Annotated in this window: 17 protein-coding genes; 7 read left to right on the top strand and 10 right to left on the bottom strand. The window is 70.6% G+C overall.

What is annotated here, in order from left to right:
• Positions 1 to 38: 38 nt before the first annotated feature.
• The 5 genes from miv_RS17605 to miv_RS17585 form a co-directional block, all read right to left on the bottom strand.
• Positions 39 to 635: a class GN sortase gene (locus miv_RS17605; RefSeq protein ID WP_207177946.1), complete on the bottom strand. Its 597-nt coding sequence runs from the start codon at positions 633 to 635 to the stop codon at positions 39 to 41.
• Positions 632 to 2,722, bottom strand: coding sequence for a marine proteobacterial sortase target protein (locus miv_RS17600; protein WP_207177945.1), 2,091 nt, complete (start codon positions 2,720 to 2,722; stop codon positions 632 to 634). The genes miv_RS17605 and miv_RS17600 overlap by 4 nt, the downstream gene beginning before the upstream one ends.
• A 235-nt stretch (positions 2,723 to 2,957) precedes the next feature.
• On the bottom strand, positions 2,958 to 4,643 hold the full coding sequence (locus miv_RS17595) for a methyl-accepting chemotaxis protein (protein ID WP_207177944.1): 1,686 nt from the start codon (positions 4,641 to 4,643) through the stop codon (positions 2,958 to 2,960).
• A 580-nt stretch (positions 4,644 to 5,223) separates the two neighbouring features.
• Positions 5,224 to 5,766, bottom strand: coding sequence for a GNAT family N-acetyltransferase (locus miv_RS17590; protein WP_048425691.1), 543 nt, complete (start codon positions 5,764 to 5,766; stop codon positions 5,224 to 5,226).
• A 198-nt stretch (positions 5,767 to 5,964) separates the two neighbouring features.
• Positions 5,965 to 7,131 carry a type III PLP-dependent enzyme gene (locus miv_RS17585; RefSeq protein WP_048425706.1) on the bottom strand — a complete coding sequence of 389 codons (1,167 nt, stop codon included), beginning with the start codon at positions 7,129 to 7,131 and terminating at the stop codon, positions 5,965 to 5,967.
• A gap of 710 nt (positions 7,132 to 7,841) precedes the next feature.
• Here miv_RS17585 and miv_RS17580 point away from each other — a divergent pair.
• The 3 genes from miv_RS17580 (at position 7,842) to miv_RS17570 (ending at position 10,573) form a co-directional block, all read left to right on the top strand.
• Positions 7,842 to 9,461, top strand: coding sequence for a glucan biosynthesis protein G (locus miv_RS17580; protein WP_048425692.1), 1,620 nt, complete (start codon positions 7,842 to 7,844; stop codon positions 9,459 to 9,461).
• Positions 9,458 to 9,967, top strand: coding sequence for a GNAT family N-acetyltransferase (locus tag miv_RS17575; RefSeq protein WP_244748569.1), 510 nt, complete (start codon positions 9,458 to 9,460; stop codon positions 9,965 to 9,967). Before miv_RS17580 ends, miv_RS17575 begins: the two co-directional genes overlap by 4 nt.
• 165 nt (positions 9,968 to 10,132) lie before the next feature.
• Positions 10,133 to 10,573: a hypothetical protein gene (locus miv_RS17570; RefSeq protein ID WP_207177943.1), complete on the top strand. Its 441-nt coding sequence runs from the start codon at positions 10,133 to 10,135 to the stop codon at positions 10,571 to 10,573.
• A 366-nt stretch (positions 10,574 to 10,939) separates the two neighbouring features.
• Here miv_RS17570 and secA read toward each other — a convergent pair whose 3' ends face one another.
• Positions 10,940 to 13,810, bottom strand: a complete 2,871-nt coding sequence (gene secA / locus miv_RS17565; protein ID WP_207177942.1) for a preprotein translocase subunit SecA — start codon at positions 13,808 to 13,810, stop codon at positions 10,940 to 10,942.
• 244 nt (positions 13,811 to 14,054) lie between these two features.
• Between secA and miv_RS17560 the strand changes: the two genes are divergently transcribed.
• On the top strand, positions 14,055 to 15,290 hold the full coding sequence (locus miv_RS17560) for an ABC transporter substrate-binding protein (RefSeq protein WP_048425696.1): 1,236 nt from the start codon (positions 14,055 to 14,057) through the stop codon (positions 15,288 to 15,290).
• A 244-nt stretch (positions 15,291 to 15,534) separates the two neighbouring features.
• Here the strand turns inward: miv_RS17560 and phbB are convergent, their stop codons facing one another.
• Both phbB and miv_RS17550 read right to left on the bottom strand, forming a co-directional pair.
• Positions 15,535 to 16,263: an acetoacetyl-CoA reductase gene (phbB, locus tag miv_RS17555; protein ID WP_048425697.1), complete on the bottom strand. Its 729-nt coding sequence runs from the start codon at positions 16,261 to 16,263 to the stop codon at positions 15,535 to 15,537.
• Between the two features lie 200 nt (positions 16,264 to 16,463).
• A complete protein-coding gene (locus miv_RS17550) occupies positions 16,464 to 17,645 on the bottom strand; it encodes an acetyl-CoA C-acetyltransferase (protein ID WP_048425698.1) in 1,182 nt (393 codons plus the stop codon).
• A gap of 294 nt (positions 17,646 to 17,939) precedes the next feature.
• On the opposite strand from miv_RS17550, the gene phaR reads away from it, so the two are divergent.
• Together phaR and miv_RS17540 are read left to right on the top strand one after the other, a co-directional pair.
• Positions 17,940 to 18,542: a polyhydroxyalkanoate synthesis repressor PhaR gene (gene phaR, locus miv_RS17545; protein ID WP_048425699.1), complete on the top strand. Its 603-nt coding sequence runs from the start codon at positions 17,940 to 17,942 to the stop codon at positions 18,540 to 18,542.
• Positions 18,543 to 18,620: 78 nt separating this feature from the next.
• Positions 18,621 to 18,836, top strand: coding sequence for a hypothetical protein (locus miv_RS17540; protein ID WP_048425700.1), 216 nt, complete (start codon positions 18,621 to 18,623; stop codon positions 18,834 to 18,836).
• A gap of 24 nt (positions 18,837 to 18,860) precedes the next feature.
• Here miv_RS17540 and miv_RS17535 read toward each other — a convergent pair whose 3' ends face one another.
• Positions 18,861 to 19,403 carry a LysR substrate-binding domain-containing protein gene (locus miv_RS17535; RefSeq protein WP_244748568.1) on the bottom strand — a complete coding sequence of 181 codons (543 nt, stop codon included), beginning with the start codon at positions 19,401 to 19,403 and terminating at the stop codon, positions 18,861 to 18,863.
• Between the two features lie 246 nt (positions 19,404 to 19,649).
• Positions 19,650 to 19,835 (bottom strand): 50S ribosomal protein L32, encoded by a 186-nt coding sequence (gene rpmF / locus miv_RS17530; RefSeq protein ID WP_048425702.1) that lies wholly within the window; start codon positions 19,833 to 19,835, stop codon positions 19,650 to 19,652.
• A 259-nt stretch (positions 19,836 to 20,094) separates the two neighbouring features.
• Between rpmF and miv_RS17525 the strand changes: the two genes are divergently transcribed.
• Complete coding sequence (locus miv_RS17525) at positions 20,095 to 20,493, top strand: ComEA family DNA-binding protein (RefSeq protein WP_048425703.1); 399 nt, start codon at positions 20,095 to 20,097, stop codon at positions 20,491 to 20,493.
• Positions 20,494 to 20,566: the final 73 nt, after the last annotated feature.

The raw sequence follows: 20,566 nt of genomic DNA, 5'->3' as shown, positions 1-20,566 counted from the left end.
GAAACCGCACGGCCGGGAAACCGTCAAGGTGCGCCGCGTCATGGCGATGACCCCTCACGCTGGACCTTCGGGGGATCCTCGGCGACCGCCTCGACCACCAGGCGCTCGGGCCCCGATACCAGGGCGTCGAGGGGCCAGCAGGTCACGAGCGCCAGATGCCGGCCCGGGGTTGCCGGATCGAGGCCGGACGCGTCGAAGCGCACGATCCGCCGCCCGGTGACCCGGAAGCGCACGATCCTCCCGCGCACGGTCTCCACCTCGACCGGATCGCCGGGCTTCAGGTCGCCGAGGCGGCGGAACTGGGTGTCGCGGTGGGCGGCGTAGACCGCGACACCCGGCTCCCCCGCCTCCGGCGTGCCCTCGACATGGCCCGGCCCGAAGGCCAGCGCCTGCCCGCTCGACCCGGCCAGGGCGATGTGCGTCTCCCCGAGGGTCGGGAAGGTCAGGCGGGCGACCGGCACCGTGTCGGCGGCGGGCCAGGGGCGCACCGGCGCCCCCGCCTCGAGGCCGCGGGCGAAGGCGCGGGCGAGCAGCGCCTGCGCCAGGGCCGCCTTGGCGGGGATCCAGGCGCCCTGCGCCGCCAGGATCAGGCCGCCCGATGCGAGGGCGGCGGCGAGGAGCCGGCGCGTCCTCACGGCGCGACCCGCCGGCCGCGCAGGAGCAGGGCGAGGCCGAGGAGCCCGGCGCCGAGCATCAGCCGCAGCTCGAAATCGGTCGCGGTCTGCGGCAGGGCGATCGACCCGGCGGCCGTGGGGGTCAGCGCGGCCTTGCGCAGGATCGGGGCGGGGCCGGGCGTCCGCGGCTGGTCCGTGCCGAACACCGCCTCGAAGTCCCAGCCCGCCGGCAGGTTGAGCGGCAGATCGGTGCGGGCGAGGCGCGCGCCCGCAGGCCGCCGCGGCGTGGCGTCGATCGCGACGAGGGAGGTGAGCCGCGTCGTCAGGCCGTGGTCGAGGGCGAGGCGCAGGATCGCCGCGTCGGCCGCCTCCGGGGTCATCCGGCCGGTGATCCGTGCGGTCTCCGCCTCGCCGATCCGGGCCCGGGCCCAGACCTTGCCGATGCCGGCGCCGTCCTCGGCCTGAGACAGGTCCAGCACCGTGCGCCAGGGCCGGCCGCCGATCCGGCCGGTGAGGGTCAGGGTGCCCCTGGCCTCCCGCAGGCGCGCCGCGATCGTCACCGGCTCGCCGCGATAGAGGTCGGGCAGGGCGGTCGGGGTGGCCTCGGCCGGTTCCGAGAAGGTCGCCGCGAGGTCGGTGACGACCGGGCTCTCGAGCTTCGCCAGCAGCTCGCGCATCCAGTCGGCGACCTGGTCGACCGAGCCGATCAGCGTGACGGTGCCGCGGCCGAGCTCGGCGGCGTGGCGCATCAGGTGCCCGTTCGGGGCCGAGCCGATGCCGACCATGAACAGCCGGGTGCGTCCGCGCCCCTCGGCGATGGCCGAGAAGATCCGGCCCTCGTCGCCGATCGCCCCGTCGGTGAGGAACACGACCTGGCGCACCCGCCCGGTCTCCTCCGGGTCGGCGTCCCGCAGGGCCGCCTTGAGCGGCGCCAGCATCTCGGTGCCGCCCCGCGCCTCGAGCCCGGCGACGAAGCTCTTGGCCTGCGTCAGATGCGCCTCGTCGGCGGTGACGAGGTCGGGAAACACCGTCTCCATCGTATCGTCGAAGCGGATCACGTTGAAGCGGTCGCCCGGGCGCAGGCGGTCGAGGCCGACGAGCAGGCTCGCCTTGGCCTGGCGGATCGAGGTGCCGCCCATCGAGCCCGAATTGTCGATGACGAAGATCACGTCCCGCGGCAGCGCCGCCGCCTGAGCCGTCGAGACGGGCGGGGTCACGACCGCCAGCACCGCGTCGGCCCCCGCGACGTGCTCGCGGAAGAGGCCGAGGCCGGGGCTCGTGCCGGGAGCCGGCGTCCAGGTCAGCTCGAAGTCCCGGTTGGCCGCGGTGGCGCCGTCGCGCAACGCGATGCGGCGCTCGCGCTCGGAGGACGCCTCGACCGCGATGGCGTGGGTCGCGCTCTCGACCCGGCCGAGGGGAAAGCCGGCCTTGAGGTCGATCGAGAGGGTCAGCGGGTTGACCGGGGCGTGGCGGGCCGGATCGAGCACCGGGGCGGTGATCGCGTCCCGGTCGGGCACGGGATCGGCGGCGGGGCGGCCGCCGGCCGCCTCCTGCACGGCGGGCGGGGCCGGGTTGTAGCGCGGGGCGGCGACCGTCGGCAGGCGCAGGGAATAGGTGTCGCCGGAGCGGCGCACGCCCTGCTGGTACTGGATCTGGACCAGCACGGTCTCGCCCGGGCCGATATTGGCGACCGCGTTGGTGAAGAGGTTCGGCCGCTGCTGCTCGACGAGCGCGGCGGCCTTGCCCTCGGCCCGGGCGGCCTCGTAGTCGCGCCGCGCCGCCTCGCGCTCGCGGATGTCGGCGACGATCACCCGGTCGCCGACGACGAGGCGCATCGCGTCCACCGCCGCGTCCTCCGGCAGGGGAAACAGGTAGGTGCCCTCGACCCAGTCCGAGGTGGTGTTGCGGAACGCCTGGGTGATCGTCGCCCGCGCGGTCGGCCCGCTCACCGTGATCGCCGCGTCGGCGGCGAGCCGCGGCGCGGCGACCGGCGCGCCGTTGCCGTGGCGCAGGAGCAGGGTGCCGGCCTCCTCGGCCTTGGCCGGCATCCCGCCGAGCAGCGCCAGCACGGCGGCGACGAGCGGGCCGACGAGGAGGTTGCGGGGCATCGGGCGCGGGATCGACACGGGTATCACGGGAAGCCTCCATCCATGATCGACCGGCTCGGGGACCGGTCGATCAGGAGGCTCGCGCAGAGCCGAAAGCGTCGCCACGGGACGCTTCGCCCAGTGTCCGGCCGCACCCGGACGGGGGCGTCCGCGGCGGTGCGGGCGCGGGCGCGGCGGCGGCCGGGCGGTGAGGTGTCGTGCGGATCCGTGCGGGGGAGGGCGGGTCCGGCGAGGGTCAGGCCGCCCGCACGGTGGCGAGGAAGCGCGCGACCTCGGCCGAGAGGTGCTCGGACTGGCGCGACAGCGCGGAGGCCGAGGTGAGGACCTGGCTCGCCGCCGCGCCCGTCTCCTCCGCCGCGCCCGCGACGCCCGCGATGTTGCCCGTCACCTCGCCGGTGCCGGCGGCCGCCTGACCGACGTTGCGGACGATCTCCTGGGTCGCCGCGCCCTGCTCCTCCACCGCCGCGGCGATCGAGGTCGCCACGGCCGAGATCTCCTCGATCCGCGCGGTGATCCCGCCGATCGCCCCCGCCGCCTGACCGGTCGAGGCCTGGATCGCCGCGATCTGGGTCGTGATCTCCTCGGTGGCTCGTGCCGTCTGGCCGGCGAGTTCCTTGACCTCCGCCGCCACCACCGCGAAGCCGCGGCCCGCCATGCCGGCCCGGGCCGCCTCGATGGTGGCGTTGAGCGCCAGCAGGTTGGTCTGGCCGGCGATGGACGAGATCAGCCCGACGACGCTGCCGATGCGGGTCGTCGCCTCGGTCAGCGCCCGGACCTGATCGGCGGTCTGCCCGGCTTCCGCGACCGCGGCCCGGGCGAGCCGGGCCGAGCCGTCGACCTGGCGGCCGATCTCGGCCACCGAGGCGCCGAGCTCTTCGGCCGCCGCCGCCACCGTGCCGACATTCGACGACGCCTCCTCGGCGGCGGCCGCCACGGCGGTGGATTGGGCGGCGGTCTGGGTCGCGGTCGCCGTCATGGTCTGGGCGGTCGCCTGTAACTCCGTCGCCGAGGCGGAGACCATGCCGACGATGCCGCCGACGGCCTGCTCGAAGGCATCCGCCATCTGGCGCATGCCGGCCTTCCGCTGCGCCTCGGCCGAGTCGCGGGCGAGTGCGGTCTCCTCCTCGAGCTGCCGCGTGCGGATCAGATTGTCCTTGAACACCTGCACGGCGGCGGCCATGGCGCCGATCTCGTCCCGGCGGGCCTTGAACGGAACGTCGACCGTCGTGTCTCCGGTCGCCAAGCTGCCCATCATGCGGGTGATGCGCCCGAGCGGCACCGAGATGCGCCGCATCCCGTACAGCGTGGCACCGAGGCTGACGGCCAGCGACAGGATGATCGCGATCCAGGCCGCGATCGTGGCGTCGCGGGCGGCCACCACGCTCTCGTTCGCGTCCCTCTGCGCGCCGCTGTCGTTCAGCTTCACGTCGCGGTCCAGGGCCGCGCTCATCGCATCGTAGAGCGCCAGGTTGTCCTTGCCGATCAGGGTGACGAGGGCTTCGTCGGTCTTGTCGGAGGCGACCAGGCCCCTGATGGCATCGCTCGCCGCCTTGTACCTGTTCCAGCCGGCCACGAATTCATCGTACACAACTTGTTCATCCGCGGAAGAGATCAGCGGTTCGTAACGGGTGCGCGCCTGGGCGACGTGATCCAGGCTCTGCTCGTACTGGCGCAGATGCTCGGCCAGCAGTCGCGGATCGTGTGCCGCCGCGACGAGGCGATACTGCTTGATGCGCACCTGGTCGATCTGAGCGCGCATCTCGTTGATCGCGATGACCGAGGGCAGCCAGTTCGTCGAGACTTCGACGACGCTCCGGCGGATGGTCCCCAACTCGGAGATCGACAGCGCGCCCTGCGCGCCGGCGATGACGGCCACGCCGGCGAACAACCCGGCGAGGGTGGACTTGATCGAGAACGGCATGGACGGGGCGGGCGCGTGGATGGCCGATCGATGCGCCGCGCGCGCCCTCGATCAGGGTCGGGATGCCCGCAGCCGAACACCCTGGTATTAACAAAACCTATTGTTACAATGTTTCTGAATTTAACCGCGATCGATGTCGCTGAGATATTCTTGTCGAGTAAGTGTAGCAAAACGAACTGTTTTTATTTCGATATCCCTTGCGGTCTAGCCCGGCGCCTAGGTCCCGCCGGGGAAGGGATCGAGTTTTGGGTTGTAGGCAGCAAAAATACACGGAATGAGTGTGGGCGCGGGCGCCACTGCGACAAAAGAGCAGATGCAGAACTTATTTCAGGCGTCGCATCGCGCCGACCGCTGCGTCGCGCCCCGATGGAGCGAATCCCCGATCCGCGAGGGACGTACCGACCTCCGGCGGATGACGTATGACCCGGGATGAGGCCGGACGGAATTCGTCCGCTGGCCCCGAAGACGACGGCGATCGATGCCGTCTGCCTTGTCCCACCGCCGTCGCGCCGGTTCGACCCCGTACCGCTCCGAGGCGGATGGCCGGGGAGGGGACAGCCCCAGCCCCGGCTCCCCGGCGTCACGCCGCGGCGCGGTAGCCTTCGGCGCCCGCCAGGCTGGCGGACGGGTCGAGGCGCCCGGTCGCCCGCACCATGCCGTCGGCGCCGTCCAGCGTCCCCGGCACGAGGTCGAGGGCGAGGAAGCGCTCCGGCGCGTAGGGGCCGGGCAGCCGCAGGCCCCCGACCCGCTCGCGGGTGAAGCCGAACCGGGCGTAATAGGGCGCGTCGCCCACCAGGATCACGGCGCGGTGGCCGAAGGCGGCGGCGCGGGCAAGCGCCGCGCGCATCAGCCTGTTGCCGATGCCGAGGCCGTGGAGCGCCGGATCGACGGCGATCGGCCCGAGCATCAGGGCGGGCGTGCCGCCCGCATCGACGTCCCACAGCCGCACGGTGGCGACCAGGCGATCCTGCATCTCGACCACCAGGGCGAGGCCGTCCGACGGCAGGCGGCCCTCGCGCAGGCGCTCGCAGGTCTTGGTGAAGCGGGCCTCGCCGAAGCACGCGTCGAGCAGGTGCTCGCGGGCGGCGACATCGGCGGCGCGCTCGTCGCGGATCTGGATCATGGCCGTACCCTCCCGAGACTGACAGAAGACGGGCAAAGGACAGCCCTCGCACCCGCCGCATCGGCGGGCCGTCCGGGACTTGCGGATGGGTGGTGAAGAGAGGCGTCGAAGCGCCGGGCTCCCGGTAACGGCGAGCCCGGCGCTTCGTTCCGTAGGGTCAGCCCCGTTTTCGGCGCCGGCCCCGATCAGAGTCCCGGCTCAGATCACGTAGGACTGGAGCGGCGGGAAGCCGTTGAACGCCACCGCCGCGTAGGTGGTGGTGTAGGCGCCCGCGCCCTCGATCAGCACCTTGTCGCCGATGGCGAGCGAGACCGGCAGCGGGTACGGGGTCTTCTCGTAGAGCACGTCGGCCGAGTCGCAGGTCGGGCCGGCGAGCACGCAGGGGACCGTGCGGTCCTCGTCGTGCTCGGTGACGATGCGATAGCGGATCGACTCGTCCATCGTCTCGGCGAGGCCGCCGAACTTGCCGATGTCGAGATAGACCCACCGCACCTCGTCGGCGGCGTCCGACTTCTGCGAGACCAGCACCACCTCGGCCTCGATCATGCCGGCATTGCCGACCATGCCGCGACCCGGCTCGATGATCGTCTCGGGCAGCTGGTTGCCGAAGTGCTTGGTCAGCGCCCGGAAGATCGCGTCGCCGTAGGATTCCACGCCCGGTACCGCCTTGAGGTATTGGGTCGGGAAGCCGCCGCCGAGGTTCACCATCGAGAGATGGATTCCGCGATGCGCGCACTCGCGAAAAATCATCGCGGCCGAGGCGAGCGCCCCGTCCCAGGCTTCCGTGTTGCCCTGCTGCGAGCCGACATGGAACGACACGCCGTAGGCGTTCAGACCCGCGCGATAGCCGTGCTCGAGCACGTCCACCGCCATCTCGGGCACGCAGCCGAACTTGCGCGAGAGCGGCCACTCGGCCCCGGCGCCGTCGCACAGGATGCGGCAGAACACCTGCACCTCCTCGCGGGCGACCTTGACCGCATCGGCGGCGCGGGCGATCTTGTCGACCTCGGCCTGGCAGTCGACGGCGAAGAGCCGCACGCCGAGCTGAAGCGCGCGGGCGATGCAGCGCTCCTTCTTGATGGTGTTGCCGAACGACACGCGGTCGGCGGTGGCACCGGCGGCCAGCGCCATCTGGATCTCGACCACCGAGGCGGTGTCGAAGCAGGAGCCCATCTCGGCGAGCGCGCGCAGCACCTCGGGAGCCGGGTTCGCCTTGACGGCGTAGAACACCCGGGTGTCCGGCAGGGCGCGGGCGAAGGCGGTGTAGTTGTCGCGCACGACGTCGAGGTCGAGTACCATCACGGGACCCTCGTCCCGGCCGAGCTCGCGGCGCACGCGCAGGAAATCGCGGATGCGATCGGTCATGATCAGCCCCACCAAAGGTTCGAGAGGGCTCCCGCGGGAACCCGAAGTCGAGATCAAGACGGCGCGCGTCGGCCGTCCGGCGTCAGGGGGCGATGCGGCGCGGCGCGGACGTGCTGTGGAGACACGCCGTACGACGCGGGCGCAGAGCACCCGGAAGCTGCCTTTGCTTGGAACGGGGAAACCCGATCCGCACTCGGGGCAAGGAGAAACAAGCCTCTTCGGTGTCGGCCTTTGGAGGGCCGACGAGACCAAAAAAGCCCGTTCGTCGTTGCTTTAAGCTGCGTCCCCCGTGGAGAGCGGGGTTCGCCGGTTTTGCCTCCGGCTGCCGGTTGTTGTCGGGGTCCGGTGTCGCCACCTGGATGCCGGCCGGAGGGATCCACCCTTCCCGGCCATCGATCCTTTAAGACCCCTGGCGGCTGTCCGGCCTCTTGTCCGGATGCCCACCAACCGGCACGCGGCCACAGGCACGTGCGAAATTGGGCAAGGCGGTAGATACGGATCGTGCCCCTCGGCCGCAAGCCCCGGGATCCGGATTTTCGCCGGATTTCCCCGGCGTGGCCTGGGGGATACAGCGCGGGACGCTGCGGCGTCCCTTCCATGACGACACCGTCATGCCGCGGGGCCTTCTCAAGCGGCGCCGGACGCGCCATTCAACCCGGCGACAGAAAGCGGCTCGCGTTCAGGACGCGCGCCCTATCCTCCGGGACACCATGACGATCTCGCCCTCGCGCCGCGCGCTCCTCGCCGGCCTGCTCTCCTCCGCCGCCCTCAGCCGGGCGGCCTCCGCCCAGGTCGGGCCGACCCAGCCCGGCCCGAGCGCCCTGCCGCCGCCGGAGCCGGCCCCGGCGCCCTCCGGCCCGCCGCGCTTCCGCTTCGACGAGGTGGTGCGCCGGGCGCGGGCCCTCGCCGGCGCGCCCTTCGAGGCCAATGTCGCGCCGCTGCCGGCGCCGCTCGCTTCCCTCGACTACGACGCCTGGCGCGACATCCGCTTCCGGCCCGACAAGGCCTTGCTGGGAGACCAGGACGGGCCGTTCCGGCTCCAGCTCTTCCACCTCGGCTTCCTCTACACCCGCCCGGTGGTCGTGAACGTAGTGCGGGACGGGGTGCCGACGCCGGTGCCCTACCAGCCCGCCCTGTTCGATTACGGCCGCACCACCATCGACAAGCCGCTGCCGGTCAATCTCGGCTTCGCGGGCTTCCGGCTGCACTATCCCCTCAACAAGCCGGGGGTGCTCGACGAGCTGATCTCGTTCCTGGGCGCCAGCTACTACCGCTTCCTCGGCCGCGACCAGCTCTACGGCCTCTCGGCCCGGGGGCTCGCCGTCAACGTCGAGAGCGTCGGCGGGCCGGAGGAATTCCCGGTCTTCCGCGAGTTCTGGATCGAGATGCCGCCGAAGGGCGCCGACCGGGCGGTGATCTACGCCCTCCTCGACGGGCCGTCCTGCACCGGAGCGTTCCAGTTCCTGGTCTATCCGGGCGACGAGACGGTCGTCGACGTGCGCTGCACGCTGATCCCACGCCGGGAACTGGCGACGGTCGGCATCGCGCCGCTCACCTCGATGTTCTTCATCGGCGAGAACGACCGCCACCACTCGGACGATTACCGCCCCGAGCTGCACGATTCCGACGGGCTCCTGATGCAGTCGGGCGGCGGCGAGTGGATCTGGCGGCCCCTGCGCAACCCCAAGGAGCGCTGGATCTCGGCCTTCGAGGACCGCAACCCGAAGGGGTTCGGGCTGATGCAGCGCGACCGGGTGTTCGAGGACTACCAGGACCTCGAAGCCTATTACCACCGCCGCCCGGGCTACTGGGTCGAGCCGCAGGGCGAGTGGGGCGAGGGCACGGTGCGCCTCGTCGAATTGCCGACCGAGAACGAGACCCACGACAACATCGTGGCCTCCTGGCAGCCCAAGCAGCCCTACAAGCCCGGCGAGGCGGTGGAGCTGTCCTACAAGATCCGGTCGCTCGCCGAGACCGACGACCTGCATCCCGGCGGGCGGGTCGTGAACACCTACGTCGCGCGCACGACCGCCAGCGGCGGCACGGCGGATGCCAGCGAGCCGCGCACCCGGCGCTTCCTCGTCGACTTCTCGGGCGGCGACCTCGCCTACTGGCTCACCGATCCGAAGGCGGTCGAGATCGTGCCCTCGACGACGGCGGGCAAGATCATCGCGGTCTCCCTGGTGCCGAACCTGCACGTGAAGGGGTTTCGCGCGGCGATCGACGTGCGGCTCGACGGGGCCGGGCAATCGACGGAATTGCGCGCCTTCCTGCGCGCCCGCGGCCAGACGCTGACCGAGACCTGGACCTATCCGTGGAAGGCCGCGTGAGCGCTCGCCCCGCTCACGCATCGGCCGTCACCATCCGGCCGGCGATCCGGGAAGACCTCGACGCCCTGATGGCGCTCGAGGTCGCGGCCTTCGCCACCGACCGGGCGGAGCGCCGGGCGATCCGCCACGCCATCGGCTCGCCGTCGATCTCGCTTCTGGTCGCCCTCGACGGCGCGGTCCTGGTCGGCGCCGCCACGATCGAGCGGCGCCGGGGCAGCCGGCGCGCCCGGCTGTCCTCGATCGCGGTGGCGCCGAGCCGCGCCGGCACGGGCCTCGGCCGGGTCCTCCTCGCGGCGGCCGAAACCGAGGCCTTGGCGCAGGATTGCGACCGGCTGCGGCTCGAGGTCCGCGAGGATAACGGCGCCGGCATCCGCCTCTACGAGCGGAGCGGCTACCGCCGCTTCGAGACCGTGCCGGACTATTACGAGGACGGCACCACCGCCTGGCGCTACGAGAAGCCCCTCGCCGGGGAGGGGCGTGGCGGTCCCGCACCTGACCCATCCTGATACAACCACGGAACGAGCGGGCCGGCGGCGCTACCACTGTTCGCTCTTGACGCTGCGGAATGTGCCGATCCGATATGGTTTCTGATCGGTTACCGTTGGCATGCCGCACGCACAGATCCCGGGGACCGAGGCACAGGATGCCTCACATCGGGATGAGGTGCCGCCATGGCCACGACGAACGCCGAACTCCGTCGGACGATCTTCGCGCAGCGGAGCGGGATGTTCAGGGCGTCGGCGCCCGCCATCGTGCCCGACCGGTTCTCTCAGCGTTTCGAGCCGGATTCTCGACGTCCGGCGCACGGGCTGGACGGCTTCGCCGACCGTCCCGACACGCGCGAGGTGCGTACCATCGAGATCGTCCTCGTGTCGGATCGACGGACCGGGGGCGGCTGGCTCCGGGGGCTCGGGACCGCCGCGAAGATCCTGGCGGTACCGGCCGTCATCGCCGGCGCGCTCCTCGCCGAGCCGGTCTACGATTGCCGCAAGCAGAAGAGCTACGGGATGCTGTATTACGGCACCACCGTGCAGATGTGCGTGAGCGAGCGCCTGTCCGGCCGCTTCGGCGGCGTGCAGGCGGCCGTAGACCGGACGATACGGGCGATGTGAGGGACGCGACCTCTTCCCCGCCGAGCAGGTCTGTCTGGGGTCAGGAACAGGCGCGGGAAATATCCTCTCCCCGCGGGCGGGGAGAGGACTTCACCCCCCTCGTCGGGGGTGAAGTGAGCGCAGGCGAAAGCCGGAGCGAGGGTGAGGGGGTGTGTCCGGAAGAGCCTCCTTCGGAAACACCCCCTCACCCTCGCGGCGAACCTGCGGTTCGCGGCTCCCTGAGCCCCTTCGGAGCTCAGGCCTCTCCCCGCCCGCGGGGAGAGGAGATGTCCCGCGCCTCCCCGTTTCCCGGACAACCCCGCCTACGGAGGGGAGGGGGCAGGCGCATGGCGGAGAGAGGCTTGGGAGAGAAGCCTCGGGGCCCGTTCACTCGTCCGCGGCGAAGCGGCCGTGGCAGTGCTTGTACTTCTTGCCCGAGCCGCAGGGGCAGGGCTCGTTGCGGCCGACGCGGCCCCAGGTGGTGGAATCGTCGGGGTTGCGCTCCAGCACCGGCGCATCCGCGGCGAGGGCCTGGCCGGCGAACTCGTAGGCACCGCCGCCGCCGCCCGCCGCGCCCTCCGCGAAGGCGAACTCGTTCTCGCCGGTGACGGGGTCGAGGTGCTGGGCGAACATCGGCGGCAGGCTCGGCTGCTCCGGCTCCTGGTACATGATCTCGACCCGCATCAGCTGGCCGGTGACCTGCTCGCGCAAGGAGCCGACGAGGCTGTTGAACAGGTCGAACGCTTCCGACTTGTACTCGTTGAGCGGATCGCGCTGGGCGATGCCGCGCCAGCCGATCACCTGGCGCAGGTGGTCGAGGGTGACGAGGTGCTCGCGCCAGAGGTGGTCGAGGCTCTGGAGAAGCACCTGCTTCTCCACGTAGGCCATCACCTCCGGGGTGTTGCGGGCGGTGCGCTCGGCATAGGCCTCGTCGGCGGCCTTGCGCAGGCGCTCGCGGATCTCCTCGTCGGCGATGCCCTCTTCCTTGGCCCAGTCCTCGACCGGCACGTCGAGGTTGAGGTCGCGGGTGATGCTCTCGCGCAGGGACGCGATGTCCCACTGCTCCGGATAGGCGTCCTCCGGGACGTGGCGCGCCACCACGTCGTCGATCACGCCCTGGCGCATCTCGTCGACGGTCTCGCGCACGCTGTCCTGCGCCATGAACTCGCGGCGCTGCTCGAACACGACCTTGCGCTGGTCGTTCATGACGTTGTCGTACTTGAGCACGTTCTTGCGCATGTCGAAGTTGCGGGCTTCGACCTTCTGCTGCGCCTTGGCGATCGCCTTGTTGATCCAGGGATGGATGATCGCCTCGCCCTCCTCGAGCCCGAGGCGCTGGAGCATGCCGTCCATGCGGTCGGAGCCGAAGATCCGCATCAGGTCGTCCTGAAGCGAGAGGTAGAACTTCGAGCGGCCGGGATCGCCCTGGCGGCCGGAGCGGCCGCGCAGCTGGTTGTCGATGCGGCGGCTCTCGTTGCGCTCGGTGCCGACGATGTAGAGGCCGCCGGGCAGCGCCGTCTTGCGACCGGCCGCCGGGTCGGCGGGCTCGCCGGAGGCCAGGACCTTGGCGCGGTTCTGGTCGATCTCGGCCTTCAGGGTCGCGATGCGGGCGTCGCGCTCCGGCCCCTCAGGGACGTTGGCGAGCTCCTGCTCGATCCGCATGTCGAGGTTGCCGCCGAGCTTGATGTCGGTGCCGCGGCCGGCCATGTTGGTGGCGATCGTGATCGCGCCGGGCACGCCCGCCTCGGCCACGATGTAGGCTTCCTGCTCGTGGAAGCGGGCATTCAGCACCGCGAAGCGCTTGGTCACCCGGCCCTCGCGGGCCGCCGCATAGACGTCCTCCAGCGCCGACGGGTCGCTGTAGTCGAGCGGGGTGTAGCCGTGCTTCACCAGGAGGCCGGCGATGTGCTCGGAGCGCTCGATCGAGCCGGTGCCGACCAGCACCGGTTGCAGCCGGGCATGCGCCTTGTCGATCTCCTTGATGATCGCGGCGTATTTCTCGTCGACGGTGCGATAGACCTCGTCGTCCTCGTCGACGCGCTCGACCTCCTTGTTGGTCGGGATCTCGACCACTTCGAGGTTGTAGATCTCGTGGAACTCGTCCGCCTCGGTCGAGGCGGTGCCGGTCATGCCGGCGAGGTGCTTGTAGAGGCGGAAGTAGTTCTGGAAGGTGATCGAGGCCAGCGTCTGGTTCTCGGGCTGGATCTCGACCCGCTCCTTGGCCTCCAGCGCCTGGTGCAGCCCTTCCGAGTAGCGCCGGCCGGGCATCATGCGGCCGGTGAACTCGTCGATGATCACCACCTCGTCGTTGCGGACGATGTAGTCCTTGTCGCGGGTGAACAGGGTGTGGGCGCGCAGAGCCTGGTTGACGTGGTGGACCAGCGTGACGTTGTGGGCGTCGTAGAGGTCGCCCTCCTTGAGGATGCCGGCCTCGCGCAGCAATTCCTCGATATGCTCGTTGCCGTTCTCGGTCAGCGAGACGGTGCGCTGCTTCTCGTCGAGGTCGTAATCCTCGCGCACCAGCCGCGGCATCACCGCGTCGATCATGGTGTAGAGGTCGGAGCGGTCGTCGATCGGACCGGAGATGATCAGCGGGGTGCGCGCCTCGTCGATCAGGATCGAGTCGACCTCGTCGACGATCGCGAAGTTGTGGCCGCGCTGGACCATCTGGCCCAGCTCGTACTTCATGTTGTCGCGAAGATAATCGAAGCCGTACTCGTTGTTGGTGCCGTAGGTGATGTCGCAGGCATAGGCCGCCTTGCGCTCGGCATCGTCGAGGCCGTGCACGATGATGCCGGTGGTCAGCCCGAGGAAGCGGTAGACCCGGCCCATCCATTCCGCGTCGCGGCGGGCGAGGTAGTCGTTGACCGTGACGACGTGGACGCCCTTGCCCGACAGGGCGTTGAGATAGGTGGCGAGCGTCGCCACCAGGGTCTTGCCCTCGCCGGTCTTCATCTCGGCGATGCCGCTCTCGTGCAGCACCATGCCGCCGATCATCTGCACGTCGAAGTGGCGCTGGCCGAGCACGCGCTTGGCCGCCTCGCGCACCGTGGCGAAGGCCGGGACCAGGATGTCGTCGAGGGTCTTGCCGGCGGCGAGCTCGGCCTTGAGCGCATCGGTGCGGGCGCGCAGGGCCTCGTCGGACAGGGCGGCCAGCTCGGGCTCGAGGGCGTTGATGGCCTGGACGCGGGGTCGGTATCCCTTCACCCGGCGGTCGTTGGACGACCCGAAGATCTTCTTGGCAAGGGAACCCAGCATCGTGAACCTGCGATCGATCGTAGCGGTAGTGGCGCGCGCCGCGGGCGCCTTATAGGCCCATATAGGGAGCCGTGCACCCAAAAGGCAGTCGTCGCCCGGCACGAGCGTGGCCGTGCGGCGAAAGACGGGGGGAGGGGACGGCCGGCGCCGCTTGATTCCCGCCCCGGCACCGCCCTAGCTGCCGTGCTGCGATCAGCAGGACGACGGCCGGCGGGGAAACAACCGCGGCCCGGGGAGGAACACCATGACACGCTTGAGCCGGGCGCTCGCCCGCACCACCGCCCTCGCCGCCGGACTGGCTTTCGCCGTTGCGGCCCAGGCCCAGACCGCCGCGCCCAAGGGCGCCTCCGACGGCGTGGTGAAGATCGGCATCCTCAACGACCAGTCCGGCGTCTACGCCGATTTCGGCGGCCGCGGCTCGGTCGAGGCGGCCAGGATGGCGGTCGAGGATTTCGGGGGCAAGGTCCTCGACGTGCCGGTGCAGATCGTCGACGCCGACCACCAGAACAAGCCCGACATCGCCTCCAACATCGCCCGGCAATGGTACGACACCGACAAGGTGGACGCGATCATGGAGCTGACCACCTCCTCGGTGGCGCTCGCCGTGCAGGGCCTGTCGAAGGAGAAGCGCAAGATCACCATCGTGGACGGCGCCGCCACGTCCGATCTCACCGGCAAGCAGTGCACGCCCTACGGCTTCCACTGGGCCTACGACACCCACGCGCTCGCGGTCGGCACCGGCGGCTCGCTGGTCGAGACCGGCGGCGATACCTGGTTCTTCCTCACCGCCGACTACGCCTTCGGCACCGCGCTCCAGGCCGACGTGACGCAATACGTCACCCAGAAGGGCGGCAAGGTCGTGGGTGCCGTGCGCCACCCCTTGAGCGCCCAGGACTTCTCCTCGTTCCTGCTCCAGGCGCAAGGGTCGGGCGCCAAGATCATCGGGCTCGCCAATGCCGGTCTCGACACCTCGAACGCGATCAAGCAGGCGGCGGAATTCGGCATCGTCCAGGGCGGACAGCGCCTCGCGGCGCTGCTGTTCACGCTCTCCGAGGTCCACGGCCTCGGCCTCAAGGCGGCGCAGGGCATCGTGCTGACCGAGGGCTATTACTGGGACCTCGACGACCAGGCCCGGGGCTTCGCCAAGCGGTTCATGGCCAAGACCGGCAAGATGCCGAACATGATCCAGGCCGGCACCTACTCCTCGGTCCTGCACTACCTGAAGGCCGTGAAGGCCGCGGGCACCGACGACACCGACGCGGTGGCGGCCAAGATGCGCGAATTGAAGGTCGACGATTTCTTCGGCCGCGGCGGCACGGTGCAGGCCAATGGCCGCATGGTCCACGACATGTACCTGTTCCAGGTCAAGTCGCCGGCCGAGTCGAAGGCGCCGTGGGACTACTACAAGCTGCTGGCGACGATTCCGGGCGACAAGGCGTTCCTGTCGGCGAAGGCCAGCGGCTGCCCGCTGACGCAGTAAACGTCGACATTTCAGCAGCGGCATTTCCGCTTCACAGGGTCGTCCCGGGGCTCGCCGAAGGCGAGAGCCCGGGATCCAGAACCGCTGGTGATGCAGGATGAGGCGGAACGCGTCGCGCTCTATTCCGAGCGTCTTGCGTTTCTGGATTCCGGGCTCCGCTGACGCGGCCCCGGAATGACGCGGAGGATGCGAGAACCGCCGCGCCGAACAAGGAGGGGCGCCCCGTCCGGGACGCCCCGATCTATCACGCGATGTACTGGCCGCCGTTGATGGTCAGCGTCGAGCCGGTGATGAAGCCCGCCTGCTCGCCGGCCAGGAACTCGACCGCGCGGGCGATCTCGTCGGCCTCGCCGAGGCGGCCGACCGGGATGTGCGGCAGGATCTTGGCCTTCAGCACCTCTTCGGGGATCGCCTTGACCATCTCGGTGGCGATGTAGCCGGGCGCGATCACGTTGACGGTGATGCCCTTGTTGGCGTTCTCCTGCGCCAGGGCCTTGGCGAAGCCGATCACGCCGGCCTTGGCGGCGGAGTAGTTGGTCTGGCCCATCTGGCCCTTCTGGCCGTTGATGGACGAGATCAGGATGATCCGGCCGAAGCCCCGCGAGCGCATGCCGTCGATCAGCGGACGGGTGCAGGTGAACATCGAGTCGAGGTTGGTGCGGATCACCGCCTGCCACTGCTCGAAGGTCATCTTGTGGAACATGCCGTCGCGGGTGATGCCGGCATTGTTGACCAGGATGTCGATCGGGCCGAGTTCGGCTTCCGCCGCGCGGATGCCGGCCTCGCAGGCCGCGGCGTCGCCGACGTCGAACTTGAAGACCGGGATGCCGGTCTCGCTCTTGAAGGCCTGTGCGGCCTCGTCGTTGCCACCGTAATTGGCCGCGACCTTGTATCCGGCCTCCTTCAGGCCTTTCGAGATCGCAGCGCCGATGCCGCGCGTGCCCCCGGTGACCAGTGCGACGCGTTCTGCCATGTGCCCTCTCCTTGATGAGCGTTCGAGCGATCCGTCCCTCGGCGCGGTTCCGTGGTACTTTACGGAAAGCGGCCGATCCACAACGAAGGCGGGTGCTGTCCCGCTTCTTTAAGTACTAACTGTAACAGGGCGGCCGGGCTCCCGGCCGCCCTCCGTCGCGCCGCTAATATTTCAGCGCGACTTGAGCGATCGAGCCCGTATCAGCGCTCGAGGCACATGGCGACGCCCATGCCGCCGCCGATGCAGAGCGTGGCGAGGCCCTTCTTGGCGTCGCGGCGCTGCATCTCGTGCAGCAGGGTCACGAGGACGCGGGCGCCCGACGCCCCGATCGGGTGGCCGATGGCGATGGCGCCGCCGTTCACGTTGACCTTCGCGTCGTCGAAGCCCAGGTCCTTGTTGACCGCCAGCGCCTGGGCGGCGAACGCCTCGTTGGCCTCGATCAGGTCGAGGTCGGAGGCCTTCCAGCCGGCCTTCTCCAGCGCCTTGCGCGAGGCCGGGATCGGGCCGGTGCCCATGATCTTCGGGTCGACGCCGGCGGTGGCCCAGGAGGCGATGCGGGCGAGCGGCTTGAGGCCGCGCTTCTCGGCCTCGGCCGCCGACATCAGCACCAGGGCGGCGGCGCCGTCGTTGATGCCCGACGCGTTGCCGGCGGTGACGGTGCCGTCCTTCGAGAAGGCGGGCTTGAGCTTGGCCATGCCCTCGGGGGTCGCGCCCTCGCGGATGTACTCGTCGGTGTCGACCACCACGTCGCCCTTGCGGCCGGGCACGGTGACGGGGGCGATCTCGTCCTTGAAGCGGCCGTCCTTCTTGGCGGCCTCGGCCTTGTTCTGCGAGCGGGCCGCGAAGGCGTCCTGCTCCTCGCGGGTCAGCTGCCACTGCTGGGCGATGTTCTCGGCGGTGTTGCCCATGTGGTAGCCGTTGAAGGCGTCCATCAGGCCGTCCTTCAGCATCGTGTCGACGAGCTTCAGGTCGCCCATCTTCTGGCCGCCGCGCAGGTACTGGGCGTGCGGGGCCATCGACATCGATTCCTGGCCGCCGGCCACGATGATGTCGGCGTCGCCGTTGGCGATCTGCTGCATGCCGACCGCGACGGTGCGCAGGCCCGAGCCGCAGAGCTGGTTGAGGCCCCAGGCGGTCTTCTCCTGCGGGATGCCGGCGGCCATGGCGGCCTGGCGGGCCGGGTTCTGGCCCTCGCCCGCGGCCAGCACCTGGCCGAAGATCACCTCGTCGACCTCCTCGGGGGAGACCTTGGCGCGCTCGAGCGCCGCCTTGATGGCGACCGCGCCGAGCTTGTGGGCCGGCACGGTGGCGAAGGCCCCGTTGAACGAGCCGACCGGGGTGCGGGCGGCCCCCACGATGACGATATCTGCCTTCTCAGCCATGCGCCTCTCCTGACCCTCTCCCAGCGTCGCGGGCCGCCGCCGGCGCGATGACCCGGCGGCCGCGCACCCCGCGCGCTTTGGGGTTGGATGAAAGCTTTGCCCTCCGGGAAGTCAAGGCGTGCGCCGACCGTTATCGCGCTGGCAGCGCGGCCAGTTTGCGTGGACGGCGCGCAGATTGCTGTTTTCGCCGGCACACGAAGGCTTTAAGGTCGAACCATGAGACACGGTGAAAATTCGGCTCGCCCGGCGCCGTCCAGTTCCCGCCGGGTTCGCCAAGAGGGAGACAACGTACCGATGGCGGAGAGCGGCAAGTCGACACCCACCGTCATCAAGAAGTACGCCAACCGGCGTCTCTATCACACGGGCACCTCGACCTACGTCACCCTCGAGGACCTCGCCGCGATGGTGCAGGCCGGCGAGGACTTCGTGGTCTTCGATGCCAAGTCGGGCGAGGACATCACCCGCTCGGTGCTCACCCAGATCATCTTCGAGCAGGAGAACAAGGCCGGGGCCGAGAACCTCCTGCCGGTGGCCTTCCTGCGCCAGCTGATCCGCTTCTACGGCGACAGCATGCGGGCGATGGTGCCGAGCTTCCTCGAATACTCGATGGACCACCTCACCCGCGAGCAGGACGGCCTGCGCGAGAAGATGTCCCAGACCTTCGGGCCCACCGCCTTCCAGCACGCCATGGAGGAGCAGGTGCGGGCCAACATGAGCTTCTTCAGCGACGCCATGCGGATGTTCACGCCGTTCGGCCCGGGCGGCCAGCAGCCCGCCGGCGACAAGCCGGCCGAGGCGCCGGCTCCGGCGGCCGCGTCGCCCAAGGGCGAGCTCGACGACATCAAGCGCCAGATGGCCGAAATGCAGAGCCGGCTCGAAGCCCTCGCCAAGAAGTAACGCGAGAATGCGGGGGAGGGTGGAACACGGCAGGGCGCTTGCGACGTTGACGGCGCGTTAGCCCGCGGAGCCCGCGCCATGTCCCAGCCCGACACGATCGTCCCGGATCCGGATTCGCCCGGGCGGGCCCTCGTCCCGATCGAGACCTCCGCGCCCGTCCCGGCGGTGCCGGCCCGTCCCCTCGCCACCTTCCTGGTTCAGCTCATCGACGGGCCGGACGGGGGTTTGCGGCCCTCGCGGCGGCACCGCTCGCAGGTGGCCTCGGCCTGCTACGCGGCGGGCGGCGATCGCTGAGCCGGCATCCGGCTCTTTCGGACCTCACGCCCGCCCTGTCCCGGGCGTTGTCGGCAAGTCGCCCTCCTGTCGTGCACCGTCGTCGTCGACGGACGACGCTGGCCACTCGCTCTCCTCCCGCTCCAGCAGCGCCATCAGCGAGCGCAGGGTCGGGCTGGCCTGCCCCGACCAGACGAGGTGGGTGCGGCTGAGCCGCAGGCCGTCCGGCAGGGGGTGGCGCGCGACCGCGGTGGCGAGCACGGCATGGTCGAGCACCGCCGCCGGCACGATCGCGGCCCCTGTCCCGGCGGCCACGCAGGCCACGATGGCGTGGTACGAACTCATCTCCAGGATCCGGTCCGGCGACCGGCCCGCCTCGGCGAGCCACGCGAACAGGCGCTGGCGATAGGAGCAGCCGTGCGGGAACGCCACCACGGTCCGGGCCCGCTCCGGCTCCGCACCCACGCCGCTCGCGGTGATCGGCACCAGCTCCTCGTCGAAGGCCGGCACCGACGACAGCGGGCCGTGCTCGAACGGCTCGGACAGGAAGGCGGCCTCGACCTCGTGGCGCTCGCGCTGGCGCAGCATCGCCCGGGTGGTGCCGGTCTTGCGGCTCGATCGTCACGCCGAGAGGATCGGCGGAAGCCGGGCCCCGGCGGCGCTCTCGATCGAGCCGAGCCGCAGCACGCCGCGCATCTCGCGCTCTCCGCCCTGTGGCTGTGGCGGGCCGGGCGCCGCCCGGCCTGAGACGGGCCCCAAACGAGAACGGCGCCCGCGAGGGGCGCCGTCATCCCGTGCCGGTCGTCGGCGGCGCATGAGCGCCGCCACACCGCATCACGCGTCGGACTTGACCTTCAGGACCTGGCGACCCCGGTACATGCCGGTCTTCAGGTCGATGTGGTGGGGGCGGCGCAGCTCGCCGGAATCCTTGTCCTCGACGTAGGTCGGGGCCTTGAGGGCGTCGGCGGAACGGCGCATGCCGCGCCGCGACGGGGAGGTCTTTCGCTTCGGAACGGCCATTGGAACTTGTATCCCGTGCAACAAAACAGGCGCGAAGCTGCTCCCGGGCGGAGCCGCCGCGCGCGTCGCGATCCTGATCGGAGCGGGGTCTATAGAGGAGACGCGCGGTCCTGGCTAGGGGACCGATCCCAGAAATCCGCTCGAGCCCTCATACACCCATTAAGCTGCCGTTCAACGGCGAAGGTCGCATGATGGGTCCAGCCGCTCCGGACAGCCCAGGCCCGGGCCCCTCAGGGCGGCACGATCGGAGCTCTTCCCGATGACGCGCTTTCCCCGCCTGACCCGCGCCCTGGCGCTGACCGCCCTGCTGGCCGCGGGCCCCGCTCTCGCCCAGACCCCGGCACCCTCGACCCCGACGACGCGGCCCGCGCCCGCCACGACGGCCCCCGCGGCGCCGGTCGCCCCCAAGGCGCCCGAGGTCCCGAAGGCGGCGCCTGCCGCGCAACCGGCGCAAGCCGGCAAGCCCGCCCTCATCGACCTCAACAGCGCCTCGAAGCAGGAACTCGAGACCCTCAAGGGCATCGGCGCGGCGCGCTCCGAGGCGATCGTCAAGGGCCGGCCCTATCGCGGCAAGGACGAGCTCCTGTCGAAGAAGATCGTCCCGTCGAACGTCTACGAGGACATCAAGGACAAGGTCATCGCCCGCCAGAAGTCCTGACCGCCCGGTTTCCCGGCGCATCCCTGGCGCATCCTCGGGCCCGTCCTTGCCGGCCCGGGGGAGCGGTGCTAGG

Source organism: Methylobacterium indicum, from assembly GCF_017347565.1.
Lineage (GTDB): Bacteria > Pseudomonadota > Alphaproteobacteria > Rhizobiales > Beijerinckiaceae > Methylobacterium > Methylobacterium indicum.
This window is presented reverse-complemented; position numbering and strand designations above follow the sequence as displayed.